Source organism: Enterococcus sp. BWT-B8, from assembly GCF_020567625.1.
Lineage (GTDB): Bacteria > Bacillota > Bacilli > Lactobacillales > Enterococcaceae > Enterococcus_L.
Genome location: NZ_JAJDJV010000008.1, coordinates 134,549 through 154,098, shown reverse-complemented (window position 1 = coordinate 154,098; position 19,550 = coordinate 134,549). Strand labels below are relative to the sequence as shown.

15 protein-coding genes are annotated in these 19,550 nt (G+C 38.3%); 6 read left to right on the top strand and 9 right to left on the bottom strand.

Features of this window, described 5'->3' with window-relative positions:
• Positions 1–214 precede the first annotated feature (214 nt).
• Genes LI951_RS09470 through LI951_RS09460 form a run of 3 tightly spaced genes read left to right on the top strand, consistent with a single transcriptional unit; the run spans position 215 to position 3,817 of the window.
• On the top strand, positions 215–967 hold the full coding sequence (locus tag LI951_RS09470) for a DeoR/GlpR family DNA-binding transcription regulator (protein ID WP_324254782.1): 753 nt from the start codon (positions 215–217) through the stop codon (positions 965–967).
• A complete protein-coding gene (pfkB, locus tag LI951_RS09465) occupies positions 964–1,875 on the top strand; it encodes a 1-phosphofructokinase (RefSeq protein ID WP_229441962.1) in 912 nt (303 codons plus the stop codon). The genes LI951_RS09470 and pfkB overlap by 4 nt, the downstream gene beginning before the upstream one ends.
• A gap of 16 nt (positions 1,876–1,891) precedes the next feature.
• Positions 1,892–3,817, top strand: coding sequence for a PTS fructose transporter subunit IIABC (locus LI951_RS09460; protein WP_229441961.1), 1,926 nt, complete (start codon positions 1,892–1,894; stop codon positions 3,815–3,817).
• A gap of 70 nt (positions 3,818–3,887) precedes the next feature.
• Here the strand turns inward: LI951_RS09460 and LI951_RS09455 are convergent, their stop codons facing one another.
• The 6 genes from LI951_RS09455 to LI951_RS09430 all read right to left on the bottom strand — a co-directional run bounded on the left by LI951_RS09455 (position 3,888) and on the right by LI951_RS09430 (position 10,046).
• Entirely contained in the window at positions 3,888–5,222 is a 1,335-nt protein-coding gene (locus LI951_RS09455) for a hypothetical protein (protein WP_229441960.1), read from the bottom strand.
• A 287-nt stretch (positions 5,223–5,509) separates the two neighbouring features.
• Positions 5,510–6,793 (bottom strand): trigger factor, encoded by a 1,284-nt coding sequence (gene tig / locus LI951_RS09450; protein ID WP_202066920.1) that lies wholly within the window; start codon positions 6,791–6,793, stop codon positions 5,510–5,512.
• Between the two features lie 219 nt (positions 6,794–7,012).
• Entirely contained in the window at positions 7,013–7,414 is a 402-nt protein-coding gene (locus LI951_RS09445) for a DUF1398 family protein (RefSeq protein WP_229441959.1), read from the bottom strand.
• Positions 7,415–7,706: 292 nt separating this feature from the next.
• Positions 7,707–9,434, bottom strand: coding sequence for a phosphoenolpyruvate--protein phosphotransferase (gene ptsP / locus LI951_RS09440; RefSeq protein WP_229441958.1), 1,728 nt, complete (start codon positions 9,432–9,434; stop codon positions 7,707–7,709).
• Entirely contained in the window at positions 9,434–9,700 is a 267-nt protein-coding gene (locus LI951_RS09435; RefSeq protein ID WP_202066917.1) for a phosphocarrier protein HPr, read from the bottom strand. The genes ptsP and LI951_RS09435 overlap by 1 nt, the downstream gene beginning before the upstream one ends.
• Before the next feature lie 163 nt (positions 9,701–9,863).
• Positions 9,864–10,046, bottom strand: coding sequence for a hypothetical protein (locus LI951_RS09430; protein ID WP_202066916.1), 183 nt, complete (start codon positions 10,044–10,046; stop codon positions 9,864–9,866).
• Positions 10,047–10,291: 245 nt separating this feature from the next.
• Here LI951_RS09430 and LI951_RS09425 point away from each other — a divergent pair, with 245 nt between their 5' ends.
• Entirely contained in the window at positions 10,292–12,514 is a 2,223-nt protein-coding gene (locus LI951_RS09425; protein WP_202066915.1) for an ATP-dependent Clp protease ATP-binding subunit, read from the top strand.
• A gap of 251 nt (positions 12,515–12,765) precedes the next feature.
• Positions 12,766–13,080 carry a DUF1827 family protein gene (locus tag LI951_RS09420; RefSeq protein WP_202066914.1) on the top strand — a complete coding sequence of 105 codons (315 nt, stop codon included), beginning with the start codon at positions 12,766–12,768 and terminating at the stop codon, positions 13,078–13,080.
• Positions 13,081–13,384: 304 nt separating this feature from the next.
• Here LI951_RS09420 and LI951_RS09415 read toward each other — a convergent pair whose 3' ends face one another.
• Positions 13,385–13,603: a hypothetical protein gene (locus LI951_RS09415; protein ID WP_229441957.1), complete on the bottom strand. Its 219-nt coding sequence runs from the start codon at positions 13,601–13,603 to the stop codon at positions 13,385–13,387.
• A gap of 411 nt (positions 13,604–14,014) precedes the next feature.
• Complete coding sequence (locus LI951_RS09410; protein WP_202066912.1) at positions 14,015–15,592, bottom strand: peptide chain release factor 3; 1,578 nt, start codon at positions 15,590–15,592, stop codon at positions 14,015–14,017.
• 323 nt (positions 15,593–15,915) lie between these two features.
• Between LI951_RS09410 and LI951_RS09405 the strand changes: the two genes are divergently transcribed.
• On the top strand, positions 15,916–17,397 hold the full coding sequence (locus tag LI951_RS09405) for a helix-turn-helix domain-containing protein (protein ID WP_202066911.1): 1,482 nt from the start codon (positions 15,916–15,918) through the stop codon (positions 17,395–17,397).
• Positions 17,398–17,788: 391 nt separating this feature from the next.
• Here LI951_RS09405 and LI951_RS09400 read toward each other — a convergent pair whose 3' ends face one another.
• A complete protein-coding gene (locus tag LI951_RS09400; RefSeq protein WP_202066910.1) occupies positions 17,789–19,168 on the bottom strand; it encodes a hemolysin family protein in 1,380 nt (459 codons plus the stop codon).
• Positions 19,169–19,550 lie beyond the last annotated feature (382 nt).

The following is a 19,550-nucleotide window of genomic DNA, read 5'->3' as shown; positions in this document are numbered from 1 at the left end:
TGCAGCAGCTTCAAGAATTGATTATTCTTCTAAAACCAGTTGTTTCTTTAATATTAAAATAGAAAATGAACTGTTTTATCCCAAATTTCTGCTGCTAAAATTCAATTTTTTGGTTAAATACAGATACATTTAGATGTTTTTAGATGTTTTTGACTGTTTTTGATTGATTTTTATTATTCAGCATGATAATATAGCAGTGAAATGAGGGATGGAAATGCTTACAGAAGAACGTCATAAAAAAATAAAGGAGCTGTTGGAGCAGCAGTCAATTGTAAAATCCCAAGATTTAACTTCTTACCTTAACGCTTCAGAATCAACTATTAGAAGGGACCTGCAGGACCTTGAAAAAGCAGGACTTCTGGAAAGAATTCATGGCGGCGCCAAAATAAAAAATGATTTAGGTACTGAACAGTCAATGATTGAAAAATCAGTCAAAAACGTTCAAAACAAACAACTTATTGCAGAGACTGCCGCTGATCAGGTAGCTGACGGAGATGTTATTTACCTTGATGCGGGGACAACAACGCTGGAAATGATTCCTTTTTTAGCCCTAAAAAAGATCACAGCTGTCACTAATTCGGTGCATCATGCAGCCAAGCTGGTTGATCTGAATATCAACACAATTATATTGGGCGGAACATTAAAGCTTTCAACTAAAGCGATTATCGGGGCATCCGGCATGGAGCAGCTGCAGCAATTCAGATTTAATAAAGCTTTCATGGGAATGAATGGTGTACATCCTGAATTTGGCTTAACTACCCCTGACCCCGAAGAAGCAGCTTTAAAAAGACTGGCAATCCAGCATGCAGATCGAGCATTTATTTTAGCAGATCAAAGTAAGCTAAACAAAATTACGTTTACCAAAGTAGCTGATTTAGATGGTGTAATTTTACTGACAGATTATTGTCCGGAAGATCTGTTGAAAGAGTTTCAGGAAAAAACAACAGTTAAGGAGGTTTCAAAATGATTTATACAGTAACTCTTAATCCTTCCATCGATTATATTGTCCACGTCAACCATCTGGAAATCGGCGGGTTGAATCGAATGCAAACTGATATAAAGCTTCCCGGAGGAAAAGGGATCAATGTTTCCAGAGTTTTGAAAAGAATGTCCATTGAATCTACTGCAATGGGATTTATCGGAGGATTTACTGGAACCTTTATTTCAGATTGGCTTTCCTCAGAAAAGATCAAAACAAGCTTTACTGGAGTGAAGGACGATACGCGTATCAATATTAAGCTGAAATCTGATCAGGAAACTGAAATAAATGGTACTGGTCCAGTAATATCTGATGAAGAAGCAAAGCAATTAAAAGCACAATTTTCAGTCCTTTCTCCCGGTGACATTGTCATCCTCTCAGGGAGCACTCCGCCAAGTCTTCCTGTCGGCTTTTATAAAGAGCTGATAGAGCTGGTTACTTCAAGTGGTGCTGAATTTGTAATTGATACTACCGGAGAGGATTTAAAGATCGCTCTAGGTAAGCAACCTTTAGTGGTTAAGCCTAACAATCATGAACTGGCTGAACTTTATCAGACATCTTTTACGAGTGTATCAGACATATTGCCATACGGTCAGCAACTTTTAAAAGAAGGTGCAAAATACGCTATTGTATCAATGGCCGGTGATGGTGCTCTCCTCTTCACAAAAGAAGCTGTTTATCAATCCAATGTATTAAACTATCCATTAAAAAATTCTGTAGGTGCAGGCGATTCAATGATTGCCGGATTCGTCGGAAAATTTTCAGAAACCAATGATCCAATTGAAGCATTCAAATGGGGAGTTGCCTGCGGAAGTGCTACTGCTTTTTCAGATGATCTGGCAGCTGCTGAGCTTATCAATAAACTGGTTAACGAAGTTAAAATAAAAAAAATGTAAAGGGAGGAACAACATTATGGACATCAAAGATTTACTTATCAAAGACGTCATGATTATGGATTTACAAGCAACAGACAAACAAGAAGCCATTGATGAAATGGTTGCTAAAATGTATGCCGGCGGTCGTATCTCCGATATCCAAACATACAAAGAGGGGATATTAGCACGAGAAGCGCAAACTTCAACTGGATTGGGCGATGGAATTGCTATGCCTCATGCCAAAAATAATGCGGTTAAAGAGGCTACCGTTTTGTTTGCAAAAAGCAGGAAAGGCATTGACTATGAATCTCTGGACGGACAGCCTGTTTACTTGTTCTTTATGATTGCGGCTCCTGAAGGTGCAAACGATACCCATCTTCAAGCATTGGCGGCTCTTTCCAAATTACTGGTTAATCCCGATTTTGTTGCACAATTGAAAAATGCGAAAACACCAGAACAAGTTCAGGAACTGTTTCAGTCTGCAGAACAAAAAAGACGAGAAGCAGAACAGCAGGAACAAGCATTGCAGGCTTCCCCAAAAGCTGGAGAAAAATTTATCGTAGCAGTCACTGCCTGCCCTACTGGTATTGCCCATACTTATATGGCCGAAGATGCACTCAAGAAGAAAGCTAAAGAAATGGGTATTGAAATCAAGGTAGAGACAAATGGCTCAGAAGGAATTAAAAACAAGCTGACTGCTGAAGAAATTGCCCGTGCTGACGGAGTTATCGTTGCGGCAGATAAAAAAGTGGAAATGAATCGTTTTAATGGAAAAAATCTGGTAAACCGACCCGTCAGTGATGGAATTCGCAAGCCAGAAGAACTTATAGATTTGGCAGTAAGCGGCAATGCCCCTGTTTTCCACGGAAAAAATGATGGCTCTCATTCTGCTGAAGACGATGCTGCTGAAGGCTCCGTTGGTTCAAGAATTTATAAGGATTTGATGAATGGTGTTTCTCATATGCTTCCTTTCGTCATTGGCGGCGGAATTGCTATTGCTCTTTCATTTATGATTGACCAGTTTTTAGGTGTTCCACAGGATCAGTTGGCGAGTTTGGGAAGCTACAACGAAGCAGCAAGCTGGTTCAATCAGATAGGCAGTGCGGCTTTCGGCTTTATGCTGCCTGTATTAGCTGGTTTTATTGCATCTAGTATAGCCGACCGACCTGGATTAATTGTTGGATTTGCTGCAGGAGCTTTAGCAAATACTGGAGGAGCAGGTTTCCTTGGCGCACTTATTGGTGGCTTCCTTGCAGGCTATGTCATTGTTCTTTTGAAAAAGCTTTTCCGAAATCTGCCGAAATCTCTAGATGGAATTAAAACAATTCTGTTTTATCCGGTATTTGGTTTATTGATTACCGGGGCAGCAATGCTGCTTATTAATATTCCTATGAAAGTAATCAATGATGGTTTAAACAGTTTCCTGCTAGGGCTTGACGGAACAAACGCAGCTTTACTAGGTGCCCTGCTGGCAGGCATGATGGCTGTTGACTTAGGCGGACCAATTAATAAAGCCGCTTATGTTTTCGGAACTGCTTCCATTGCAACTTCTTTAACAGAAGGCGGCAGTGTGATTATGGCAGCTGTAATGGCAGGAGGAATGGTTCCTCCGCTGGCTATCTTTATTGCTACTTTATTATTCAAAAACAAGTTTACACAAGATCAAAAAGATGCAGGACTGACCAATCTGATTATGGGACTGTCTTTTGTAACAGAAGGAGCAATTCCGTTTGCTGCAGCCGATCCGCTTCGGGTGATTCCCGGATTTATTGTCGGCTCTGCATTGACAGGTGCCTTGGTCGGCGGAATGGGTATTCGTCTCTTGGCTCCTCACGGCGGTATTTTCGTTGCATTGCTGCTAAACAATCCAATCATGTACTTGCTGTTTATCGCAGTGGGTGCTCTTGTCTCAGCGATTGTGGTCGGCTCATTAAAGAAATCTGTTATTGAAGTGAAAGCTTAAATTTATAAAAAAGCTGCCGGGAATCAATTTCCCGGCAGCTTTTTTAATGCCCTTACAGCCTGTTTGCATTTTATTCTTCTTCTACTGCCATTTTCAAGTTCTTTGCTTCAAGCTGAGTATTACTCAGAAAAGCCACTCTTAAATGATTTTTTGCTTTGTCTAAATCAAAATAAGTCACTTCCTTCTCCTGATTTAAATTACTGATAGTTACATCATAGAGTTTTTCATACAGAGGCTCCAAAGGAAGCTCCTTCAGAAACTGATCCGGTAAATAGAAGCGCAGCACTGCAATGTATGATTCATATCTTTCATCCATGATATCTATTTCAAGATATTGACGAATATAAAATTCATAAGCAGAGAGCCCTTCGTCAAGAGTCAGTTCCGGATTTAAGACGCGATAATTCATCATTTTTTTTCCCTCATGGTCAATCCATGGAAAATACGCCTGTACATTTAAAATTCCTCTTGTTCGATTTTCTGAATATTCCTTTCTAATATAATCACTGCTGCGAGTCACAAAATAAGTTGCTTTCTTTTTTTCAACTGGTTGAAGCTGATCGTTTTGATACTGAACAGTCTGTACTGCCTGATCAATGAATGCAAATTCTATTAATGGCGGCCGCAATACGCCTACTCCGTTGGTCCACACCAGCTGATCAAAGCCTATCTGTTCTCTAAAAAAGCACTGATATTTCTGATTGACTTCAGCTTCCCATTTAAAAGGATCTAGATACAAAGAAATTTTCACCATATCATTTTGCAGCTCTTCAATGGTCTGTACCTGCTGTACTTCCAGGAAAATCTGTCTTGGAATAATCTGAAAATATAGATTGGAATAATACATTTTCCAGCATGAGGTCATACATAACCCTTTATAATAAATATCATAGCCCGAAAAAAGATTACAATCAACGACAATTTCCTTGTTGTAATTGTAACGCTTCGGCAGTTTTTCCAATTCATCTTGGCTTTGAAAATCTCGTTTATCCAGTCTTTCCACATTATTATACAAATATTCATCCAGTGATCGAATATACCCGTAAGTCCCATTTTTTTCCATTCTCAGATCACAGTAATTTTCAACCATTTTGTGATAAGCTGAAAAGATACTGGCATCGAAAATGTTTCTCTCCACAATCGTCAATCCTGAGATATGTACTTGAAACTCGCCTCCAGCTGCTCGGATCTTCAACCAAAGATTACTTTCTGGAGTCAGCTGCTCAAATGCTTCTTTTATTCTAAACAAATTAAAAGCTTCCGTTTCTCCATCGTTTATCCGAAATATTTCAGGATCAGTTAAAATCCTGACAAAACTGACCCAGTCCTTCAGCAGTTCTATCAGTTCATCTTTTGAATTGCTGCTTAAGTGCGACAACATATATATTTTTTCAGTTTTTCTCATTTCATCCACCTCTATCACAATCCGATTCACATTGATAACTGAACAGCCCGCTGCTTTATTAGCAAGCGGAAGAATCGATTTATTTGTAGAAAAAGAGTCTTGACCTCTTTTAGCATAATCAATTGCTGCTTAAAATAAAACTTTTCCATAATAACCGAAAATCTATACGTTTAAACTATAGCATACGCAAATTAATTATACCATTTTTGATACTTCACAGAATTTAGAGGTTGACAAAAAAACGGGGTCAGATAAATTTATCACCGACCCCGTTTCGTATTATAAAATTATTTTTCTACTGCTGTTTCAGTAACAACTTCTACAGCTTTTTTCATGCGGATATCATGTTTCAGCATGTCCTCAGTCAACACGCGACGAACCTGATCTTCCGGCATATTATATTGTTCAGCCAAATCTTTGATTTCAGCCTCAATATCTTCTTTTGTTGCTTCAATTTTTTCAGCTTCAGCAATCGCTTCAATCACAAGATTTGTTTTTGTACGATTTTCAGCTTCACCTTCAAATTGTTTATGAAGATCAGCTTCCGTTGTACCTGTTAACTGGTAATACATATCTGGGGCAATTCCCTGACGCTGCATGTTGTTCAGGAATTCATCCATTGAACGGTGAACTTCATCATGTACCATTACATGCGGAAGATCAACGATCTCAGCATTTTCAACAGCTAAACGAATTGCAGCTTCGTCTTTTGCTTCTTCAGCAGCTTCATTTTTTGATTTAGTAAGCTCTGTACGATATTTTTCTTTTAATTCAGCTAATGTTTCAACTGAATCATCAACATCTTTAGCAAAGTCATCATCAAGCTCTGGCAGTTCTTTACCTTTCACTTCATGTACTTTTACTTTGAAGACAGCTTCCTGCCCCGCAAGATCTTCAGCCTGATAATCTTCAGGGAAAGTTACGTTTACTTCTGTCTCTTCTCCTGCTTTTTTACCAACTAACTGATCTTCAAATCCTGGAATGAAAGAATTTGAACCTAGCTCAAGAGAATAATTTTCTCCTTTTCCGCCATCAAATGCTTCACCAGCTTTAAATCCTTCAAAATCGATAACTACAGTATCACCAGTTTCAGCTGGTTCGTCTTCTTTAATTACAAGCTCTGCTTGAGATGCCTGTTCATGAGCCAGACGTTCTTCAACATCTGCCTCTGTTACTTCACGATCCTGTTTTTCAACAGTCAGTTTTTTATACTCACCAAGTTTTACTTCAGGTTTCACTGTTACTTCTGCTGTAATTACCCAGTTTTCACCTTTATTCATACTTTCAACATCAATTTTTGGTTGAGAAACCGGATCAATATCCGCTTCCTTAACTGCTGCTTCATAAGCTTCAGGTAAAACAGCGTTTAATGCATCTTCGTACAATGCTTCTTCACCATACATACGGTTAAACACCTGACGAGATACTTTTCCTTTACGGAAACCTGGAACATTAAGATTTTTCTTTACTTTATCGAATGCTTTTTTCAACCCTTTTTCGATTGTTTCGCTATCGATTGAAAAAGTTAGGACACCATCATTTGTGCCTTTTTTTTCCCATTTCGCAGACATTAAATTCCCTCCGAATAACATTTATTTATACATCATAGTTATGTTATGCATACCTTTAAATAGTACACTATCACTGGAAAAATGTAAATATTTTAGGGTGAAACAGTCAAAAATAATTATTTTTCCTGTAAAAATGAAACTGCAGTATACAATTAATCAAATGCTCAGCCGCCAAATCAACAATTTCAACAGCTGATACGGGGCTTTTCACGCTGACTATCAGTTACTTTCTGCTTCCGGGATTGGTTCAGTTAAAATGATGGTTCCAAACAGGTCACAGTAAGCAATCGTCATTGCTTCCAGATCAGAGACCCAATAACTGATACCGGACTTCCCGGCAAGTTCACAAAACTGCTCAAAATTTATCACCCCAGCCTGAGCTTGCTTAACCGCTTCTGTGATTCCGTTGAAGCTTGTTTCTTTTTCTACAATTTTCGGAACCCCATTCATTTTCATATCAACAAATGAATGTGCATCATGATACCGATACAGTCCTTCTGCAACAAAATACTCATATTTGTTAACATTTAATGCTTTGAATACTCTAATCAGCTGTGGAAATCCTCCAGTATCCGTTTCTTCGTTAACTGCCTGTTCGATCGCTTTATAATTTAACGACATTTTTCTTCCTCCCTCAGCCCTGCAACTCTATTTAAGCACAATATGATTTTACTGACAAATTTCCTGAAACCATCTGTTCGTTCTGCCTGCTGGAACCTTTTTTCTTAGCCTCAAGCCTTTTCATTTTAGGGCTCTTTATTTCAGCATGCTGGCAGCTTAAACGTATAGCTCCAAAAAGCTGATAACTGACCGCTCCATTCACTCAATTATCAATACCTGCCTCCCCATTGTTTTCATTTTTCAACAAAAAAAGCCTTCACCCGCAATCACGAGCGAAGACTGTACTGCTTGCTTATTTAGTGAACTCTTCTACCAGCTCAACAACTTCTTCCATTGTATCGCACTCATTTAATGCACGATCCGCAAGCTCAGCCATTTTACCAGTATCAAGACGTTTCATTAAACTACGTGTTTTAAGAATAGATGTAGCACTCATTGAGAACTCATCCAGACCCATACCTACTAAAAGAGGTACTGCTGTTTGATCTCCAGCCATCTCTCCGCACATACCTGCCCACTTACCTTCAGCATGAGCTGAATCAATAACGTTTTTAATCAAACGCAAAATAGACGGGTTGTATGGTTGGTATAAGTATGAAACACGTTCGTTCATACGGTCAGCGGCCATTGTATACTGGATCAAATCATTTGTCCCAATACTGAAGAAGTCAACTTCTTTAGCAAATTTGTCTGCAATTACTGCTGCTGCTGGAATTTCAATCATGATACCTACTTGAATAGTATCAGACACTTCGATTCCTTCACTTACTAATTTTTGTTTTTCTTCTTCAAAGATCTTTTTAGCAGCTCTGAATTCTTTCAGAGTAGCGACCATTGGGAACATGATACGCAGATTGCCATGAATAGAAGCACGAAGCAATGCACGCATCTGTGTGCGGAACATCTCATCTCCCTGTTCTGACAAGCTGATTCGTAATGCCCGATAGCCTAGAAACGGATTCATTTCATGAGGCAATTTAAGATAAGGAAGTTCCTTGTCTCCACCGATATCCATTGTACGGACAACAACCGGTTTGCCTTCCATTCCTTCTAGAACCGCTTTATATGCTACATACTGATCTTCCTCAGTTGGAAAATCAGGAGAATCCATATATAGAAATTCTGTACGGTATAAACCAACAGCTTCTCCGCCGTTCTTATGAACACCATCTAAATCTTTTGGTGTTCCAATGTTGGCAGCCAATTCAAAATGTTTGCCGTCAGCAGTTTCAGTTTTTGTATTTTTCAGCTTTTCCCATTCAGCTTTCAGATCAGCATATGCCTTTCCTTTTGCTTCAAAGTCAGCTTTTTCAGCATCAGAAGGGTGAATAATCACATCTCCGTCAATACCGTTAACTGCCAGAATATCTCCTGCTTTTACTTTGCCGGTGATTTCCATTGTTCCTACAATTGCAGGAATTTCAAGTGAGCGAGCCATAATCGCTGAGTGAGAAGTACGTCCGCCAATATCAGTAACAAAAGCTTTTACATACGTTCTATCCAGCTGAGCTGTATCACTTGGAGTTAAATCATGCGCAACAACGATTACTTCTTCGTTAATCATTGAAGGATTCGGCAATGTTACGTTCAGCAAATGCGCCAGCACACGTTTAGCTACGTCACGAATATCCGCAGCACGTTCCTGCATGTATGCATTGTCATCCATTGCTTCGAACATACCGATATACATATCAGTAACTTCTTTTAAAGCTGCTTCAGCATTTACTGTGTTGTCTTGAATATTTTGTTTAATCTGTCCAATCATTTCCGGATCAGCTAAAACCATTAAGTGTGCATCAAAAACCTGTGCTTCTTCTTCACCAAGACTTTTTGCTGCCTTTTCTCTGATAGCTTGAAGTTCCGTTGCAGACTCTGCCAAAGCATCATCCAAACGTTTTTCTTCTGCTGCAGTATCCTCTACAGATACCTTTTTAAATGACAAGTCTGGTTGAACAAGAAGATAGGCCTTAGCAATTGCAACACCATCACTTGCGGCAATCCCCTTTAACATCTCAGACATTATTCTGACAATCCTTCTTTTTTCATAGTATCAACAATAGCAGCCATTGCTTCTGCTTCGTCAACACCATCTACAGAAATTGTAACATCAGAGCCCTGACCAACACCAAGAGACATAACACCCATGATTGATTTAAGGTTAACTGATTTACCTTTGTACTCTAAATTAATATCAGAGTTGAATTTACTTGCAGTTTGTACTAATAATGTAGCTGGACGAGCATGAATCCCTGTTTCTGCTACAACGTGAAAATCTTTCTTTTCCATATGAATCGGTCTCCTTCGTAAGTAAAATATTTTAATGTTAGGGGGCTCCAGTGATAGAATCACTGTCTGGAAACAACCCTTTCAATTTTTAAGATTACCATTTTTTTTACCTTGTTACAACTGTTTTTGCCGATTTTTTAAGGAATTGCGGAAACCTTTTCAATTAATCTGTTAATCGGTAAATAATTCTTCCATTCAGTCCCGCTTCACCTACGATTCTTGTTCGATCAGGAAGAATCTTCCACGCTTCCCTGAAAAGGTCGAAATCATTTTTTTCAACAACAATTTCAACGATCTCTCCGACCTTCAGCTGTTGAATTTTTTCTTCAAATGGATTTTCAAACATCGAAAACATCCCTCCTTTTTTCCACTGCTTCCATTTTAATTGAAACTCCATTTTTTGTCTAAGCTAATTGCTTTAACAAGCTGAAAATATGTCTTGATTTCATTACATTTTTTGAGTTAAATTACTTGATTCTGTGAGCAAACATGCTATAATATCTTCAAAGGTCAATAAAGGTCAGTTTCTATTTTGACCTTTTCAGCAGACTTTATTTTAGTCTTACGAAGTGAAAGGACGTGTTATAGCAGATGATTTGTCAAAACTGTAATCAAAATGAAGCCACAATTCACCTATACGCCAATGTCAATGGTCAAAGAAAGCAGCTGGACTATTGTCAAAGCTGTTATCAGAAATTAAAATCTCAGTCAAATAATTCTTCTCCAACGATGTCACAAGACCCCTTTGGTTTTGGAAGCTTGGATGATTTATATCGTTCACTGTCCCGTCAAATGCAGCAAAATGATCAACCAGGTCAACAAATTCCACCTGCACAGTTCGGCGGAGGAAATGGTTTTAACGGACAGCCTCCTGAAAGACCCGGACAGGCAGAAGGTCTGCTGGGTGAATACGGCATTAATATTACCGAAGCTGCCAGAAACGGAGATATTGATCCTGTTATCGGGCGTGATAAAGAAATTAAACGCGTGATAGAAATTTTAAATAGAAGAACAAAAAACAACCCCGTTCTGATCGGTGAACCCGGTGTTGGTAAAACAGCCGTAGTTGAAGGTCTCGCTCAAAAGATTGTTGACGGAGATGTCCCTCAAAAGCTTCTTGAAAAGGAAGTCATTCGACTTGATGTCGCATCTCTTGTTCAGGGAACCGGTATCCGAGGACAATTTGAAGAACGGATTCAAAAATTGGTCGAAGAAATTAAAACGGCTGAAAATATTATTCTGTTCATCGATGAAGTTCACGAGCTTGTCGGTGCAGGTGCTGCCGGGGATGGAAACATGGATGCAGGGAATATTTTAAAACCAGCTCTGGCTCGCGGAGAACTTCAAATGGTTGGTGCAACAACTTTAAGCGAGTACCGCATTATTGAAAAAGATGCTGCCCTTGAACGTCGGATGCAGCCGGTTCGTGTTGATGAGCCTTCTGTTGAAGAAACCATTGCAATATTACAGGGACTGCAAAAACGCTATGAAGATTATCATCACGTAAAATACACAGATGAAGCGATCAAAGCAGCAGCCTATCTTTCCAACCGTTACATTCAGGATCGTTTCCTGCCGGATAAAGCAATTGATCTGCTGGATGAATCCGGATCAAAAATGAATTTGACTATTCAAATTGCTGATCCAAAAACAATTGAGAAGAAGCTGGCAGAAGCCGAACAACAAAAACAACAGGCATCTGCAGAAGAAGACTTTGAAAAAGCAGCCTATTACCGTGATCAAATCAATAAGCTGCAGCGGATGAAAGAAAAACAGGTCAGTGACGAAGAAACACCTGTCATCGATGAAAAGATCATTGAAGCAATTGTGGAGCAGCGTACAGGTATTCCTGTCGGCGAATTGAAAGAAAAGGAACAGACACAGTTGAAAAATCTGGCAGAAGATCTAAAAGCCAATGTAATCGGGCAAGATGACGCTGTGGATAAAGTTGCTAAAGCAATTCGAAGAAATCGGGTCGGTCTCGGCAAAAAGAACCGCCCAATCGGCTCATTTCTGTTTGTCGGACCAACAGGTGTCGGTAAAACTGAACTGGCTAAACAGCTGGCATTTGAACTATTTGGTTCGGAAGATACCATGATTCGTTTCGATATGAGTGAATATATGGAAAAACACAGTGTGGCGAAACTAATTGGTTCCCCTCCTGGCTATGTAGGCTATGAAGAAGCTGGTCAGCTGACAGAAAAAGTACGTAGAAATCCTTACAGTCTGATCCTGCTGGATGAAATTGAAAAAGCACATCCGGATGTTCTGCACATGTTCCTGCAAATTCTTGATGATGGCCGCCTGACTGATGCTCAGGGAAGAACTGTAAGCTTTAAGGATACCATTATTATCATGACCAGCAATGCTGGAAGCGGAAAAATTGAAGCAAATGTCGGCTTCGGTGCAGCACGTGAAGGAATTACTCGTTCGATTTTAGGACAATTAAACAATTTCTTCACTCCTGAATTTCTTAACAGATTTGACGGGATTGTTGAATTCAAAGCTTTGGATAAGGAAGATTTGCTGAAGATTGTCAGCCTGATGCTGGATGAAGTAAATCAATTACTTGCATCTCAAAAGCTGCATATCGAAGTACCAACAGAAGTGAAACAAAAACTGGTTGATCTCGGTTATGATCCTGCCATGGGTGCCCGCCCACTGCGTCGGACTATTCAGGAACATATTGAAGATGGTATTGCAGAATATTATTTGGATCACTCCAGCGAACATCAGCTGGCTGCAGAGTTAACGGATGAAGGAAAAATCATCGTAACTTCTGAAGAAGCTGTTGATGAAACCAAGTCAGAGTAAACAACAATTTTTTTGATTAGATAATAGCAATTAACGATCAGACCGAGATGAATAAGACAGTGGTCTGATCGTTTTTTATCCAAACTGTCAAGAGTGTTGAAAAAAGTAAAATATTAGTCTTCTTTCCATCGTATTTTATGATAAAATTTAAGCAGAATTCTTTTTATTTGAAAAAAAAAGTTTATAATTAAAGTGTGTTATATTTTACATAATTGGTATGGACGAATTTATCCGGAAGTTGAGGTGAAAATATGAAACTAGTTAACGTTACAAACAGCCATAGAAAACTGGTAAATAAACAGTTGGAAAATACAGATGCTCATTTTGTGAAAGTCTATTCTGAAGGAAATACAACCGTTGTTTATTCCGAAGCAGAAAAACATGTTGAAATTTTGATTTTAAATCAAAAACGGGCAATCCGAAAAACGGAAACCAACGAAATTTTAAAGTTCTTTTTAAGGAGACTGCCTAAAGAACTGATTGAAAAGGAAAAAATAGAAACAATCGAAATAAAAGGCATTACAGAAATATCGATTCCATTGTCACAAGCACTGGTTAGAAATTGAGAAGGAACAGATTCCTCTTTTTGAGAAACACTCAAGACGACGAGTCTGTTCCTTCTGTTTATCAGAAAATAGTCTAACCACTCTCTCCTCTATCGCCTGATTATTTTATCTCTGTCTGTATAACGAGTATTTCATATGGCTGAAACACGATATCCGGCCGAACATTTTTTCCTGCAAGCATACCTTCAGCTTCTTCTGCAATTTGAATCTGTCTAACAGCCTCATAATAAGGTTGAATCGCTGACCAAAAACTTCACAGCTTTGAACTGAAACTGCGGGCAATCTTTAATAATCAAAGGATTAGCTAACTGCAGATTTCCTGCTGTTCCTTTAATAAGCCTGACTTTAATAGTATAGGGTACTCTACATGATTAGTCGTACTAAACAATAGTGTCTCCCCCTGATAATCCAAAGCATCAACATCTGCTCCAGCATTAATCAGCGCTTCCAGATTCTTCACCCCATAGCCCGCATAATTGTGAAGAGCAGTTCTCTGCTGGTGATCCTGCATATTGATATTCACATTTTATTCCATCAATCAAATAATGAATGTTTCCCGAATTTCTCTGATACTGAATACATTGGCTTTGTTATAGCCAAATAAGCTGCCACCTGACTATTTTCAAAATTTTTTTTATTTCTTCACGATTTCCACGTTTGTAGATTTCTTCAAAATCCTTTGACACCGTTTCTCTCTTAGCCATAATACTCTTCGTTTCGTTAGTTGCATTTCTATTATAACGGGCAGAAGTATAAAATTGCAGACTGTTTCTATCATTATTCTTTCGGACGGTAACTTTGCAGAAAAGCTTGAAAAATCATTCTTCTATATTTTCACTAAATCTTCTGAATTCAAAAAAACTAGCATCAAAAAGCGAAGCAAGAGCTCAATCTATGCTTATCACAGATTTTGCTCTCACTTCGCATCTTTTTATTATAGTAAGCTGCTTAATTCAACATCTGGGTACTTGTCGGCAAACCAGCGCATTGCAAATTCATTTTCAAACAAGAACAGAGGCTGATCAAAACGATCCTTCGCCAAAATATTCCTACTTGAGCTCATGCGTTCATCCAAATCCTCTGGTTTAATCCAGCGGGCAATTTTAGAACCCATCGGTGTCATGACCACTTCTGAGTTATATTCATTATTCATTCGATGCTGGAATACTTCAAATTGCAGCTGCCCCACTGCTCCGATAATATACTCTTCTGTCAGGTAAGTTTTATAAAGCTGAATAGCGCCCTCCTGAACCAGCTGGTACATCCCTTTATGGAAAGATTTTTGCTTCATTACATTTTTAGCAGTAACTTTCATAAACAATTCTGGTGTAAACGAAGGCAGCTCTTCATATTTCACTTTTAACTTCCCTTCGTACAGAGTATCTCCAATTTGATAGTTCCCTGTATCGTAAACGCCAATAATGTCTCCGGCAACAGCCTCGTCCACATTTTCTCTCGCATCAGCCATAAATTGGGTTACATTGCTCAACTTTATTTTCTTATCCGTCCGTTCAAGCACAATATCCATTCCGCGTTCAAATGTTCCTGAACAAATTCTGACAAAAGCAATTCTATCTCTGTGTGCAGGATTCATATTTGCCTGAATCTTAAAAACAAAACCTGAAAACTCTTCTTCATAAGGGCTGATTTCTTTACCATCTTCTGTTTTATGCCCGTAAGGTGATGGAGCAAACTTCAGGAAAGTTTCCAAAAAAGTCTGAACACCAAAATTAGTCAAGGCCGAACCGAAAAATACAGGTGTCTGATTTCCCTGTGCTATTTTTTCTTCATCAAAAGCATCTCCAGCTTCCAACAGCAGCTCAACATCCTCCAGTGCCTGATGATAAAGGTTATTCTCATTTAACGAATGACTTTCAGGGATTGTTCCATTTGTTAAAGGAATGTACTTTTCACTATTATTTGTCTCCGGTCGATAAACTTCGACTCTCTGATTATAAATATCATACAAGCCTTCCAGACCTTTACCCATACCGATCGGCCAGTTCATAGGATAAGATTCAATATCCAGCAGTTCCTCAAGCTCCTCAAGCAAATCCAGCGGCTCTCTTCCATCTCTGTCCAATTTATTAATAAAGGTGAAAATAGGAATTCCTCTTTTCTTAACAACCTGGAAAAGTTTTTTCGTTTGGGCCTCAATCCCTTTGGCACTGTCAATAACCATGACAGCACTATCCACTGCCATTAATGTTCTGTAAGTATCTTCGGAAAAATCCTCGTGCCCTGGAGTATCCAATATATTCACTCGTTTTCCATCATAATCAAACTGCATAACTGAACTCGTTACAGAAATTCCCCGCTGCTTTTCAATCTCCATCCAGTCAGATTTTGCAAAATTCCCAGTCTTTTTTCCCTTAACTGTTCCTGCCTGACGAATCGCTCCACCAAATAACAGCAGCTGTTCAGTGATTGTTGTTTTCCCTGCATCCGGGTGGGAAATAATCGCAAACGTTCGACGACTGTCAACCTGTTTTTTCAAATTAGGATTATTCATGTGTTCTTCTCCATTCCAATCAAAGTAAAAGTATATAATATAACTCAATTTATCTACATTTTCTACTCTCCTCTGTTAAATTCAACTAGTGTAGTATATCATGGAAGTAGTACGGATTTCAAAAAGATTCAAACATACAGGAATAAAAAAACAAGTTTTATTTAATATCTTATTTTGTTTTTCGTTATTTTTTAATTGACTTATTTATACTATAAATGATACTTTGTTGATTGAACATATCACTTGACTGGGGAGTAGTCGACAGATAAACACGCTTGTCAGAATTATCTTATAATCATAAAAAATACAAGGAGGGGCTTTTTATGTTTGAAGAACTTATTCTGGAAGATATTACTAAAAGAAAGCTGACTTTATTTAATTTGCTAGCATATTTACCTGATGATTATTATAGCATCAACTTTTTGGAGAGTAATTTGGATTTTTCATATAGTCGTGTTTCATATTTATTAGAACTGATTCAACAAGATCTTGACGAGATTAATCAGGAACCAACAAATTTTATCACCGATCAGGGAATTCATTATGATCGTTCTGTTTCCTATGATCAGTATTATCAATATTTGATTACACGAAGTATTCCTTATCTTTTGCTTTTATCTATTATTTATTATCCTCAAGATACTTTGGATGATTTCTGCAGAAAGAATTTTCTCAGCAAAGCTTCAGTTATTAGAAAATCAAAATCCTTAAATAATTATTTTAAACAGTTCAATATTAAACTGAATATATCCCAGCTAAAGCTGACAGGTGAAGAACGAATGATTCGTATCGTTCTATATGCCTTAGTTTGGTTTACCTCTCAAAATGCAAATTTACCCGATGTAGGATTGAGTATTGACTATGAAAAAGTTCAGAATAACGTTGATCCTCTTTTTCCCGAAAGCCGCAGCTACTCTGCTTCGAAGCAGATACAGCTGCTTTTGGACATCGTATATCTGCGTGTAACAAATGGCTACTTTTTAACAGAAACAGCAACAATTTCAGCCTATATACCTACAAGTGTTGAATTAAGCAAAGATTTTTTTGGGGCTATTGTTGACAATGATGCTGTCTTGGAAGCCGAAGCTCAGTTTTCTGCCCTGCTTCTGGTTATTACGCCAAATTTCTACAGTGAAAAAGATCCCCGCTTCTATTTCCTCGAACACTATCTTGAAATCGAAGAGAATCAGGCTACAGTATTGTTTAAGGAATTTTGGCATTTTTTAGAAACCACTTATGGTTTCAGCAAATATGAACACAGAGTTATTTACGGAAACACAGCAAATATCATTTTCCCGATAACTATCCTAAAAAAGGCTGTTCCCGGTGTACTGACAGCGAATAATAATTCGAATCACATTCAAAATAAATATTTTCTGGAGCTGCATGACTCTTTTAAAGTTTTTTTCAGAAAAATTTCCAAAAGAAAAAATTTTTCCTGGCTAAGCGAACAAATTGCACTCCTTTCCATCGCTTTTGCCTTACTGATGTTTCCGTCATGGGAAAAGCTGAAAAATAATAAAATGATCAATGTCGGCTTAATAGCAGAATCAAACTACCTGTTAAATCAGCATCTGATCAATTTTCTGGATGAACTTACCTTTGTGAAATTAGAAACATTTACTGAAAATTATTCTGATTTCGATTTGATTATTGCTACATCTTCTTGTCTGTTTCCCAAAGAGTGCACTGCTTCGACATTTGTTTTCAGATACTCTAAAGACAATCAAAAACAGTATGTCGCTTTGTATCAGATGCTGAAGGAAGTGCAAAACAACAAGACTGCTCCTAGAGAGTTAAGTTAGGACAAAACTATTAACAGTTAATTCTTACCGCTTATTTCAAATTGCAGATAAAAGGAGGTCGGGACACACTCATGAGGGCTATCGCCCACACCAGACAGAATGAACATAAAAAATCATCGACCTACACGCTATTTCCTGTCATGCTAAAGAGGACAGAAAAGGCTTGTAGGTCGATGATTAATTGAGGTCCTTCTCCAAAGTTGACCTTGAGGGACAAACTAGATCGTTCTACTTATTTGCTCCTGCGGTTACTCGTCGCACAAAAAGATCTGCACCAATCATTAGGTCATAGAGCCCGAGTATAAAAATAAATCATTTCTATATGAAGAGAGTTTGGAACTTTATTGCTGTCCCAAACTCCTTTATCAGATATTCAGCTCATCAAAATCTTTTAGCGTCTAGGTTCATCTTCTCCATGCTCTTTACGGAAGAAACGTCTCGATTCCTCCGGTTCAGCATCTATTTCTTCTTCTTCGTGGAAAATCGCTTTGATAACAAGAACTCGAGCACCTTCCATTTCTTCAGAGATGAGTGTGACATTCCCAACATCAAATGAAAGCTTTTCATTCTCATCAGGAATTGTCCCTAACGCCGTAATCAGATAGCCTGCCATTGTATCAACATCGCTCATATGCAAGTCTGTTCCAAAGGCTTCATTAAACTCATCTATGAGCATACGACCTTGAATAAGGTATTCATTGTCATTAATTTTAGAATACAGGTTTTCTATTTCGTCTGATTCATCATCTATTTCACCGACAATTTCTTCTAAAAGATCTTCGAGTGTTGCAAGTCCAACTACTCCGCCATATTCATCCAGCAAAATAGCCATTTGGTTTTGTGTCCGTTTCAGTTCGTATAGAAGATCATCAATAAAAATTGTTTCCGGTACAAACAGCGGCTCCTGAATGATTTCATGCAGCTTGACATTGTCAAATCCAAAATTATGTGCAGCCTTCAACAAATTTTTCGTATGAAGAACACCAATTACTTTATCTTTGTCATCTTTATAAACAGGTATCCGCGAATAATTTTCCGATAAGACCAGACTAATATTTTCTTTAATATCATCTTCTATATTTATCATGAACGCATCTGTTCTGGGAACCATAACTTCGCGGGCCACTTTTGTATCAAGTGAAAAAACCCCCTGAAGCATCTCCAGCTCATCATGCTCTAAAACACCCTCAGATTCAAGCATATACCGCATTTCATCTCTCGTCATTTTTGAATTTTCATCGTCAAATTTCATAGGCGTCAGTTTAGCGATTAAATCTGTGGAAGCAGAAAGCAGCCAGACAAAAGGTCGGGCAATCATTCCTATAAAACGAACCGGACCAGCAGTAAACTGAGCCACCTCTTCCGATTTATTCATTGCTATACGCTTTGGATAAAGTTCTCCAAATACGATGGAAACATATGTTAATATCGTCAAAATGATAATATTGGCTAAATTTTTTGCTAATGCGCCTCCACCTAGTATGGGAGCCAGCTTTGATGATAAAGTGTTTGCAAGTGAAGCCCCTGACAAAATATTTACCAAAGTAATTCCAACCTGTATCGTAGACAGGAAATTTGTCGGATCATTCAAAATGGTTAATAATTTTTTAGCTTTATTGTCTCCTTCATCTGCTTTTTGCTCCAAACGATTTTTGTTCACCGACACTGCAGCAATTTCGGCAGCAGCTAAAAATGCATTAATCAATGTTAAAACAACTAATAATAAAAGCTGCGCAATTAGCGACTGACTCTCGGGGTCAGCATTGTTCATAATGGTATTCTCTCCTTTGAATTTTAGTTAGCAGTTCACCTTTATGAACTGCTTTTATTTTTGAGGTCCGATGTCCCAATTCCTATACCGCTAAAGCGGCAAGGACTTCGGCTCTCCTTTAAATTTTGGTTAGCAGTTCATCTTTCATGATCTGCTTTTCATTTTTGAGGTCCGATGTCCCAATTCCTATACCGCTGAAGCGGTAAGGACTTCGGCTCTCCTTTAAATTTTAGTTAGCAGTTCATCTTTCATGATCTGCTTTTCATTTTTGAGGTCCGGTAGCCAACGCGTTTCATCTTCTTATAAACGCGTTTGTATCGAGGATCGCAGTGTAACGAGAACCATAGATTCACCTATTGACACGTCTTTGTATCGAGTCCCA

Bases quoted from the DNA above. Each gene is read 5' to 3' on its own strand.
- LI951_RS09470 (WP_324254782.1), top strand. From the start codon at position 215: ATGCTTACAGAAGAACGTCATAAAAAAATAAAGGAGCTGTTGGAGCAG.
- pfkB (WP_229441962.1), top strand. From the start codon at position 964: ATGATTTATACAGTAACTCTTAATCCTTCCATCGATTATATTGTCCAC.
- LI951_RS09460 (WP_229441961.1), top strand. From the start codon at position 1,892: ATGGACATCAAAGATTTACTTATCAAAGACGTCATGATTATGGATTTA.
- LI951_RS09455 (WP_229441960.1), bottom strand. From the start codon at position 5,222: ATGAGAAAAACTGAAAAAATATATATGTTGTCGCACTTAAGCAGCAAT.
- tig (WP_202066920.1), bottom strand. From the start codon at position 6,793: ATGTCTGCGAAATGGGAAAAAAAAGGCACAAATGATGGTGTCCTAACT.
- LI951_RS09445 (WP_229441959.1), bottom strand. From the start codon at position 7,414: ATGTCGTTAAATTATAAAGCGATCGAACAGGCAGTTAACGAAGAAACG.
- ptsP (WP_229441958.1), bottom strand. From the start codon at position 9,434: ATGTCTGAGATGTTAAAGGGGATTGCCGCAAGTGATGGTGTTGCAATT.
- LI951_RS09435 (WP_202066917.1), bottom strand. From the start codon at position 9,700: ATGGAAAAGAAAGATTTTCACGTTGTAGCAGAAACAGGGATTCATGCT.
- LI951_RS09430 (WP_202066916.1), bottom strand. From the start codon at position 10,046: ATGTTTGAAAATCCATTTGAAGAAAAAATTCAACAGCTGAAGGTCGGA.
- LI951_RS09425 (WP_202066915.1), top strand. From the start codon at position 10,292: ATGATTTGTCAAAACTGTAATCAAAATGAAGCCACAATTCACCTATAC.
- LI951_RS09420 (WP_202066914.1), top strand. From the start codon at position 12,766: ATGAAACTAGTTAACGTTACAAACAGCCATAGAAAACTGGTAAATAAA.
- LI951_RS09410 (WP_202066912.1), bottom strand. From the start codon at position 15,592: ATGAATAATCCTAATTTGAAAAAACAGGTTGACAGTCGTCGAACGTTT.
- LI951_RS09405 (WP_202066911.1), top strand. From the start codon at position 15,916: ATGTTTGAAGAACTTATTCTGGAAGATATTACTAAAAGAAAGCTGACT.
- LI951_RS09400 (WP_202066910.1), bottom strand. From the start codon at position 19,168: ATGAACAATGCTGACCCCGAGAGTCAGTCGCTAATTGCGCAGCTTTTA.